Source organism: Streptomyces sp. NPDC054956 (assembly GCF_053609185.1).
Genome location: NZ_JBSGXB010000029.1, coordinates 33,779 through 41,770, shown reverse-complemented (window position 1 = coordinate 41,770; position 7,992 = coordinate 33,779). Strand labels below are relative to the sequence as shown.

At 69.7% G+C, this 7,992-nt stretch carries 8 protein-coding genes; 4 read left to right on the top strand and 4 right to left on the bottom strand.

Annotation, left to right across the window (positions count from 1 at the left end; genetic code table 11):
• Positions 1–53: 53 nt before the first annotated feature.
• The gene (locus ACWGDE_RS08470) at positions 54–521 is read right to left on the bottom strand and encodes an RDD family protein (protein WP_453388221.1); all 468 of its coding nucleotides are present in this window, start codon (positions 519–521) and stop codon (positions 54–56) included.
• A gap of 185 nt (positions 522–706) precedes the next feature.
• On the opposite strand from ACWGDE_RS08470, the gene glnA reads away from it, so the two are divergent.
• From glnA to ACWGDE_RS08455, 3 genes are all read left to right on the top strand, one after another.
• Positions 707–2,116, top strand: a complete 1,410-nt coding sequence (gene glnA / locus ACWGDE_RS08465; RefSeq protein WP_453388220.1) for a type I glutamate--ammonia ligase — start codon at positions 707–709, stop codon at positions 2,114–2,116.
• A 138-nt stretch (positions 2,117–2,254) separates the two neighbouring features.
• Positions 2,255–2,716 (top strand): hypothetical protein, encoded by a 462-nt coding sequence (locus ACWGDE_RS08460; protein ID WP_453388219.1) that lies wholly within the window; start codon positions 2,255–2,257, stop codon positions 2,714–2,716.
• 9 nt (positions 2,717–2,725) lie between these two features.
• A complete protein-coding gene (locus tag ACWGDE_RS08455) occupies positions 2,726–3,043 on the top strand; it encodes a MazG-like family protein (RefSeq protein WP_453388218.1) in 318 nt (105 codons plus the stop codon).
• Positions 3,044–3,058: 15 nt separating this feature from the next.
• Here ACWGDE_RS08455 and ACWGDE_RS08450 read toward each other — a convergent pair whose 3' ends face one another.
• On the bottom strand, positions 3,059–3,712 hold the full coding sequence (locus ACWGDE_RS08450; protein ID WP_453388217.1) for a TetR/AcrR family transcriptional regulator: 654 nt from the start codon (positions 3,710–3,712) through the stop codon (positions 3,059–3,061).
• Between the two features lie 88 nt (positions 3,713–3,800).
• Here ACWGDE_RS08450 and ACWGDE_RS08445 point away from each other — a divergent pair, with 88 nt between their 5' ends.
• Positions 3,801–4,571: an SDR family NAD(P)-dependent oxidoreductase gene (locus ACWGDE_RS08445; RefSeq protein WP_453388216.1), complete on the top strand. Its 771-nt coding sequence runs from the start codon at positions 3,801–3,803 to the stop codon at positions 4,569–4,571.
• 35 nt (positions 4,572–4,606) lie between these two features.
• Here the strand turns inward: ACWGDE_RS08445 and ACWGDE_RS08440 are convergent, their stop codons facing one another.
• Both ACWGDE_RS08440 and aceE read right to left on the bottom strand, forming a co-directional pair.
• Positions 4,607–5,125, bottom strand: a complete 519-nt coding sequence (locus tag ACWGDE_RS08440) for a DUF4240 domain-containing protein (protein WP_453388215.1) — start codon at positions 5,123–5,125, stop codon at positions 4,607–4,609.
• 120 nt (positions 5,126–5,245) lie between these two features.
• Positions 5,246–7,930 carry a pyruvate dehydrogenase (acetyl-transferring), homodimeric type gene (gene aceE / locus ACWGDE_RS08435; RefSeq protein ID WP_453388214.1) on the bottom strand — a complete coding sequence of 895 codons (2,685 nt, stop codon included), beginning with the start codon at positions 7,928–7,930 and terminating at the stop codon, positions 5,246–5,248.
• Positions 7,931–7,992: the final 62 nt, after the last annotated feature.

Genomic DNA, 7,992 nt, shown 5'->3' with positions numbered 1-7,992 from the left:
GAGCCGGATGGCTCGGGGCGCCCTTGCGTCGTGCCGGCATTCGGTGCCGGAAATCAGATCCTGACCTGGACCGCGTGGCTCGCACGGTCGTGCAGTCCGCGGCCGTCGCGGTCCCAGACCAGCGCCGGGATGACCAGGGCCAGCAGTACGGTGCGCAGGATCACGCGCCCGATGCCGAGCCGGTTCCCGTCCTGGCGGATGACCCGGATGCCCAGGATCCGCTTCCCGGGGGTGAAGCCCACGGTGCCGACGGTCAGGATGCTCAGGACCACGAAGAGCCCCAGCGTCCAGTTGCCCGCCGCGGTCCAGTCGCGGCCCGTGATCAGCCCGTATGCGATCAGCTGACAGGCCAGCCAGTCGATGAGCACGGCGCCGAAACGCCGGCCGAAACGGGCGACGGAGCCGGGCCCCTGCTGCGGCAGGCCGAGCTGCTTGCCGGGATACCCGAAGTCGACGCCCATCTGCTCGGCGGCCTCGCGGGGGCCGGAGAGCCAGGATCCGATTGCTTGCCTCTTGTCCACCCGAACACGGTACCTGTGCGGCCTCCCGTCGTTCCGGCGGGACCCTGGTTAACTTGTGCGAAACAAATGGGTCATGCTTGAGAAACCCCGTCTGCTTATGGTCGGGTCAGCGTGCGGCACCGCACTGACGCACCACTAGCTATAAAGCCCGCCCCTGCCCCGGGGTCGGGAGTAGGAGGAGTTGGATGTTCAAGAACGCCGACGAAGTGAAGCAGTACATCGAGGAGAACGACGTCAAGTTCGTCGACGTCCGCTTCTGCGACCTGCCTGGTGTCATGCAGCACTTCACCATCCCGGGGCGGGCGTTCGACCCGAACGAGGAGCTGGCCTTCGACGGCTCCTCGATCCGCGGCTTCCAGGCGATCCACGAGTCCGACATGGCGCTGCGCGCCGACATCACCACCGCGCGCCTGGACCCGTTCCGCAAGGACAAGACGCTCAACATCAACTTCTTCATCCACGACCCGATCACGGGCGAGGCCTACAGCCGTGACCCGCGCAACGTCGCGAAGAAGGCCGAGGCGTACCTCGCCTCCACCGGCATCGCCGACACCGCGTTCTTCGGCCCCGAGGCCGAGTTCTACGTGTTCGACAGCGTGCGCTTCGCGACCTCGGCGAACGAGGGCTTCTACCACATCGACTCCGAGGCCGGCGCCTGGAACACGGGCTCCGAGGAGAACAACCGTGGTTACAAGGTCCGCTACAAGGGTGGTTACTTCCCCGTAGCCCCGGTCGACCACTTCGCCGACCTGCGCGCCGAGATCTCCCTCGAGCTGGACGCCCAGGGCCTCCAGGTCGAGCGTCAGCACCACGAGGTCGGCACCGGTGGCCAGGCCGAGATCAACTACAAGTTCAACACGCTGCTCGCCGCGGCCGACGACCTGATGCTCTTCAAGTACATCGTGAAGAACGTCGCGTGGAAGAACGGCAAGACCGCGACCTTCATGCCGAAGCCGATCTTCGGTGACAACGGCTCGGGCATGCACGTGCACCAGTCGCTGTGGGCCAACGGCGACCCGCTGTTCTACGACGAGTCCGGCTACGCGGGCCTGTCGGACATGGCGCGCTACTACATCGGCGGCATCCTCAAGCACGCCCCGTCGCTGCTGGCGTTCACCAACCCGACGGTGAACTCCTACCACCGCCTGGTCCCGGGCTTCGAGGCGCCGGTCAACATGGTGTACTCGCAGCGCAACCGCTCGGCCGCCATGCGCATCCCGATCACGGGCTCGAACCCGAAGGCCAAGCGCGTCGAGTTCCGCGCCCCGGACCCGTCCTCGAACCCGTACCTCGCCTTCGCGGCGCTGCTGCTCGCGGGCCTCGACGGCATCAAGAACAAGATCGAGCCGATGGAGCCGATCGACAAGGACCTCTACGAGCTCTCGCCCGACGAGCACGCGAGCGTCCCGCAGGTCCCGACCAGCCTCGAGGACGTCCTCAAGGCCCTGGAGGAGGACCACGAGTACCTCCTGGCCGGCGGTGTCTTCACCCCCGACCTCATCGAGACCTGGATCGACTACAAGCGCACGCACGAGATCGCCCCGATCGCCCTGCGCCCGCACCCGCACGAGTTCGAGCTCTACTTCGACCTCTAAGCCGTGCCGTGCTGACGCACTGATCGATCCGATCGCCCGAAGCCCCGTCCCCTTCCTTGAGAGGGGGGCGGGGCTTTGCTGTGATGGGGGTGAGCGCCGCGGTTCGCGCGGGGGAGTCGCGAGGAGGGGGAGGGGCGCGTGAACGAGGAATCGGACGGCTCGCAGGAGCCGGTCTGGCTGGTGGCGGCGAACGTCGTGGCCTGGCGCAGGTGCGGGGCGGGCGGGCAGGAGCTGCGCCCGGGAACGAAGTCCTTCAAGGGCGGGGCCAAGGTGTACGTGTCCCACGTGTACTGGGGGCCGGGAGGCGACCGCCTCACGGTGATCGGGCGTGAGCGGCACACCAGCCGGTGGATCACCATCGACACGGCGACGCGGCACCTGCACAGCTTCCGGCCTAAGGCCGTCTACGCCCCGCGGGTCCTGGAGCGGCTGAGCGAGTCGCCGTTCGCGCCGCACGGGTTGGGCGCGGAGCGCGCCGAGACCTTCTCGGCGGCACTGGAGGAGTACGCGCGCCGGTACCGGGCCGAGGTGGCACGGTCCAGCCCGCATCCGGACCACTGCCTGTGCCATGCATGCCTCACCGGAGAGGCCTCGGTCTAGGGTCGGGGGATGGATGATGTGTGGAAGACCATCGGGGCGCTCGCGGCGCGGTTCGACGAGCACGACCGGGAGCGCGGGGTGGCGCCGGAGGAGAGCGCGACCCTGCAGGTCCTGAAGATCGGCGAGGAGTTCGGCGAGGCGGCGCAGGCCGTCATCGGGGCCAGGGGAACCAATCCCCGCAAGGGCGACTCGCACACCTGGAGCGACGTGGAGGCGGAGGTCGCCGACGTCGTCATCACCGCGATGGTGGCCCTGGCGCGGTTGAGGCCCGATGCTCCCGCCTTCCTCGCGGAGCACCTGAGGGCGAAGTCCGAGCGGTTCCTCTGAGGGATTCCGGTCGCGTCAGCGGAGCAGGGGCATGGCGCCCGTCAGGTCCCGCAGGCAGCGGATCGCCAGTTCGGAGGGGGAGCCCGGGCCCGAGGACGGGGCGTCGGTGGCCGACCAGAGTTCCAGGGCGATGCGGATCGCGTCGGTGGCCGCTGCCGCGAGGAGGCGTACGGCGAGGGGTTCGGCCTCCGGGCCCGCGAGCCGGGCGACGACCGGGATCAGGCGCTCCTCGGAGTCCTGGTTGACCCGGTACCAGACCGCCCGCAGGGCCTCGTCGCCCCCCGCGGCGCGCAGCAGGCCCCGGGTGACCTCCAGGCCCTCCTCCAGGGCCTGGGGGCCCGTCAGCGAGCGGGTGACGGCGCGCTCCAGGGCCTCGGCGAGCGGGGTTCCCGGGTCCTCCTCGGCGAGCAGTGCGCGCCAGGCGTCGCCGCCGCCCGCGAGCAGGGGTGCGACGGCCTCCTGCTTGTTGCGGAAGTAGCGGTAGAAGGTGCGCAGTGCCACGCCCGCCCGGTGGGCGATGTCCTCGGCGGTGGTGCCGTCGGGGCCGTGCTCGGCGAACAGTTCGCAGGCCGCGCGGGCGATGTCGAGCTGGGTGGCGGCCTTGCGGCGCTCGTTCAGCGACTGGGCTCCGGGGCCGGCCTGGGGAGAGTACGGACGTGGGGATCTCACGGTGGGAAGGATACCCCGCCGGAAAGATCGCGAATGCATGTTTTGACAGGCTGGCAAAACGTGTCATCACGGGAGTACGCTCGTCCCCATGAACCGTTACGAAGGACGTCGCGTCCTCATCACCGGCGGCGGCTCCGGCATCGGCCAGGCCACCGTCCACCGCATCCTCTCCGAGGGCGGCCGGGTCCACACCGTGGACGTCAACGAGGCCGGCCTGAAGGCCACCGCCGAGCAGGCCGCCGCCGACGGTCACGCCGACCGCCTCACCACCGCGGTCCTCGACATATCCGACGAGGCGGCCGTCAAGGCCGGCATCGCCGCCGCCGTCGACGCGCTCACGGGCATCGACGTACTGGTCAACGCGGCGGGCATCCTGCGCTCGGCGCACACCCACCAGACCACGCTCGAGTTCTGGAACAAGATCATCTCGGTGAACCTGACCGGAACCTTCCTGGTCATCCGCGAGTCGCTCCCGGCGCTGCTGGCGGGCGACCAGCCGGTGGTCGTGAACTTCAGCTCCACCTCGGCGTCCTTCGCGCACCCCTACATGTCCGCCTACGCGGCCAGCAAGGGCGGCATCCAGTCCATGACCCACGCGCTGGCCGCCGAGTACAGCAAGCAGGGCCTGCGCTTCGTCGCCGTCGCCCCCGGCTCCATCGAGTCCGGCATGACCACCGGCACCGGCCCCGGCCTGCCCGAGGACACCGACTGGAGCCTGTTCGCCAAGCTCGCCCCGGCCCTCGGCCAGGGCTTCGCCGGCCCGCAGACGGTCGCCGGCGTCGTCGCCATGCTGGGCTCCGAGGACGGTGCCTTCATCACCGGCACGGAGATCCGCATCGACGGCGGTACGCACTACTGATCAGGCGGGGCTCAGGGGTGTCCTCCGGACAAGCCCTAGCCCCTGAAGCGGTCCCACAGCCGGGGGAAGCGCTCCGCGAGCACGGCTTCGTTCTCGAAGTCCAGCGGAGTGCCCTCCGGCTCGGCCGCTTGCAGCGGGATGCCGAGATCCGGCGCGACCGCCCCGGTCAGCTGCTCGTACGCCTCGTCGGCGGCGTACCCGAGTTCCTCGCCGTCCCCGTCGATCTCCTCGTCGAATTCGCCGAGGAGCTCCGCCAGGTGGTCGGGATCGTGCACCCCGCCCTCGAAGACCTCCCGGCCCTGGCCGATCAGCCAGCACCGGAAGTAGTCGAACGCGTCGTCGCTGGCCCCGTCGAGCAGCACCCACGCCGCGCCCCACAGGTCCCAGGTGTAGGCCCGGTTGTACCGCGACTCGAAGTGCCGGGCGAAGTCCAGGACGGAATCCGGATCGAGCTGTGCCAGCCGCTCCACGAGCAGCTCGGCGTGTTCCTCGGGGTCGCCGTCGGCGGCCTCGCGGGTACGGTCGACCATCTCCCAGAATTCCGTCTCGTCCATCACCGCTCCAGCATCACGGGTCGGCCCCCGCGCCGCCACCGCGCATGCCGCGAAAGGCCGGTGTCCGACCCCCTTGGCGGGGTGGGCACCGGCCTTTCGCAGTACTGGTTCTACGGAGCCTTACAGGCCGTAGCGCTCCCGGGCTTCCTTGATGGAGGAGGCCGGTACCTCGCCGCGGCGGGCGAGCTGGGCCAGCGCGGCCACCACGATGGACTGCGCGTCGACACCGAAGTGGCGGCGGGCACCCTCACGGGTGTCGGACAGACCGAAGCCGTCCGTGCCCAGCGAGGTGTAGTCCTGCTCGACCCACTGGCTGATCTGGTCCGGGACCTGACGCATCCAGTCGGAGACGGCGAGCACCGGGCTGGTGACGCCCTCCAGCGCGCGGCTGACGAACGGGGTGCGCATCTCGCCGCGCAGCAGCGCCTCGTCGCACTCCAGCGCGTCGCGGCGCAGCTCGCCCCAGGAGGTGGCGGACCAGACGTCGGCGGCCACGTTCCAGTCGGCGGCGAGCAGCTTCTGCGCGTCGAGCACCCAGTGGATCGCCGTGCCGGAGGCCATCAGCTGGATCTTCGGGGCGTCGGCGGCCGGGGCGGCCTCGCCCAGGTCGGCCGCCGTGTTGAAGCGGTACAGACCCTTGAGGATGCCTTCCTCGACGCCCTCGGGCATCGCGGGCTGCGGCTTCGGCTCGTTGTAGACCGTCAGGTAGTAGAAGACGTCTTCCGGCTTCTCGCCGTACATCCGGCGCAGACCGTCCTTGACGATCACCGCGATCTCGTACGCGAAGGCCGGGTCGTAGTTGAGCGACGCCGGGTTCGTGGACGCGATCAGGTGCGAGTGGCCGTCCGCGTGCTGCAGGCCCTCACCCGTCAGGGTGGTGCGGCCGGCGGTGGCGCCGACGATGAAGCCCTTGCCGAGCTGGTCGGCGAGCTGCCACATCTGGTCGGCGGTGCGCTGCCAGCCGAACATCGAGTAGAAGATGTAGAACGGGATCATCGGCTCGCCGTGCGTCGCGTACGACGTGCAGGCGGCGATGAAGTCGGCCATGGCGCCGGCCTCGGTGATCCCCTCGTTGAGGATCTGGCCGTCCTTGGCTTCCTTGTAGTACATGAGCTGGTCGCGGTCGACCGGCTCGTACGTCTGGCCCAGCGGCGAGTAGATGCCGGCCGACGGGAAGAGGGACTCCATACCGAAGGTGCGGGCCTCGTCGGGGACGATCGGCACCCAGCGCTTGCCGGTCTCCTTGTCCCGCATCAGGTCCTTGACGAGTCGGACGAAGGCCATGGTGGTGGCCATCTCCTGCTTGCCGGAGCCCTTGAGCAGCGGGGCGAAGGAACGGTCCGCGGGGGCGGGCAGGGCCACGTGCTTGACCTTGCGGGCCGGGGCCGGGCCGCCGAGCGCCGCGCGGCGCTCGTTCAGGTACTGGACCTCGGGGCTGTTCGCGCCCGGGTGGCCGTACGGGACCTGGCCGTCGGCGAAGGCGCTGTCCGGGATCGGGAGGCCAAGGAGGTCACGCATGTCCTTGAACTCGTCGATCGTCAGCTTCTTCATCTGGTGGTTCGCGTTCTTCGACTCGAACCCGGCGCCCAGCGTGTAGCCCTTGACGGTCTGCGCGAGGATGACCGTCGGAGCACCCTTGTGCTCCAGGGCGGCCTTGTACGCGGCGTAGACCTTGCGGGGCTCGTGGCCGCCGCGCGAGGTGTGGAAGCACTCGGCGATCTTCGCGTCGGAGAGCACACCGGCCAGCTGCACGAGCTCGGCGTTGGCGCCGAAGAAGTGCTGGCGGATGTAGGCCACGTCGCGGGTCGCGTACGTCTGGAACTGCGCGTCGGGTACCTCGCGCAGGCGGCGTACCAGGGCGCCCGTGGTGTCGAGCTGGAACAGCTCGTCCCAGGCGGAGCCCCACAGCGACTTGATGACGTTCCAGCCGGCGCCGCGGAACTGGGCTTCCAGCTCCTGGACGACGCGGAAGTTGGCGCGGACCGGACCGTCGAGGCGCTGCAGGTTGCAGTTGATGACGAAGGTCAGGTTGTCGAGCTGCTCGCGGGAGGCGAGGGCCAGGGCGGCGGTCGACTCGGGCTCGTCCATCTCGCCGTCGCCCAGGAAGGCCCAGACGTGCGAGTTGGCGGTGTCCTTGATGTTCCGGTTCTGCAGGTAGCGGTTGAAGCGCGCCTGGTAGATCGCGGAGAGCGGGCCGAGGCCCATGGACACCGTCGGGAACTCCCACAGCCACGGCAGGCGCCGCGGGTGCGGGTAGGACGGCAGGCCGTTGCCGCCGGACTCCTGGCGGAAGTTGTCGAGCTGCTGCTCGGAGACGCGTCCGTCGAGGAACGCGCGGGCGTAGATGCCGGGGGAGGCGTGGCCCTGGATGTAGAGCTGGTCGCCCGATCCGTCGGCCTCCTTCCCGCGGAAGAAGTGCTGGAAGCCGGTCTCGTACAGCCACGCGGCGGAGGCGAAGGTGGCGATGTGGCCGCCGACGCCGTACTTGGAGCCGCGGGTCACCATGGCGGCCGCGTTCCAGCGGTTCCACGCGGTGATCCGGGCTTCCATCGCCTCGTCACCGGGGAACTCGGGCTCCGCGGCGGTGGGGATGGTGTTGACGTAGTCCGTCTCGAGCAGCTTCGGCAGCGCGAGGCCGGCGGCCTCGGCGTGCTGGAGGGTGCGACGGAGCAGGTATTCGGCGCGGCGCGTACCGGCGGCCTTGGCGACTGCGTCGAGGGAGGCCGCCCATTCGGCGGTCTCCTCGGTGTCGCGGTCCGGGAGCTGGTCGAGCTCGCTCGGAAGCTTTCCTACGGGGTCGGACATCGGTGTGCGCCGCCTTCCGGACAAAGGAGAGGTGGTGAAGAAATCCCTGACGGGCAGGACAG

Excerpts from the sequence above, each read along its gene's own strand:
- ACWGDE_RS08440 (WP_453388215.1), bottom strand. The coding sequence starts at position 5,125 with ATGGACGAGACGGAATTCTGGGAGATGGTCGACCGTACCCGCGAGGCC.
- ACWGDE_RS08455 (WP_453388218.1), top strand. The coding sequence starts at position 2,726 with ATGGATGATGTGTGGAAGACCATCGGGGCGCTCGCGGCGCGGTTCGAC.
- aceE (WP_453388214.1), bottom strand. The coding sequence starts at position 7,930 with ATGTCCGACCCCGTAGGAAAGCTTCCGAGCGAGCTCGACCAGCTCCCG.
- glnA (WP_453388220.1), top strand. The coding sequence starts at position 707 with ATGTTCAAGAACGCCGACGAAGTGAAGCAGTACATCGAGGAGAACGAC.
- ACWGDE_RS08445 (WP_453388216.1), top strand. The coding sequence starts at position 3,801 with ATGAACCGTTACGAAGGACGTCGCGTCCTCATCACCGGCGGCGGCTCC.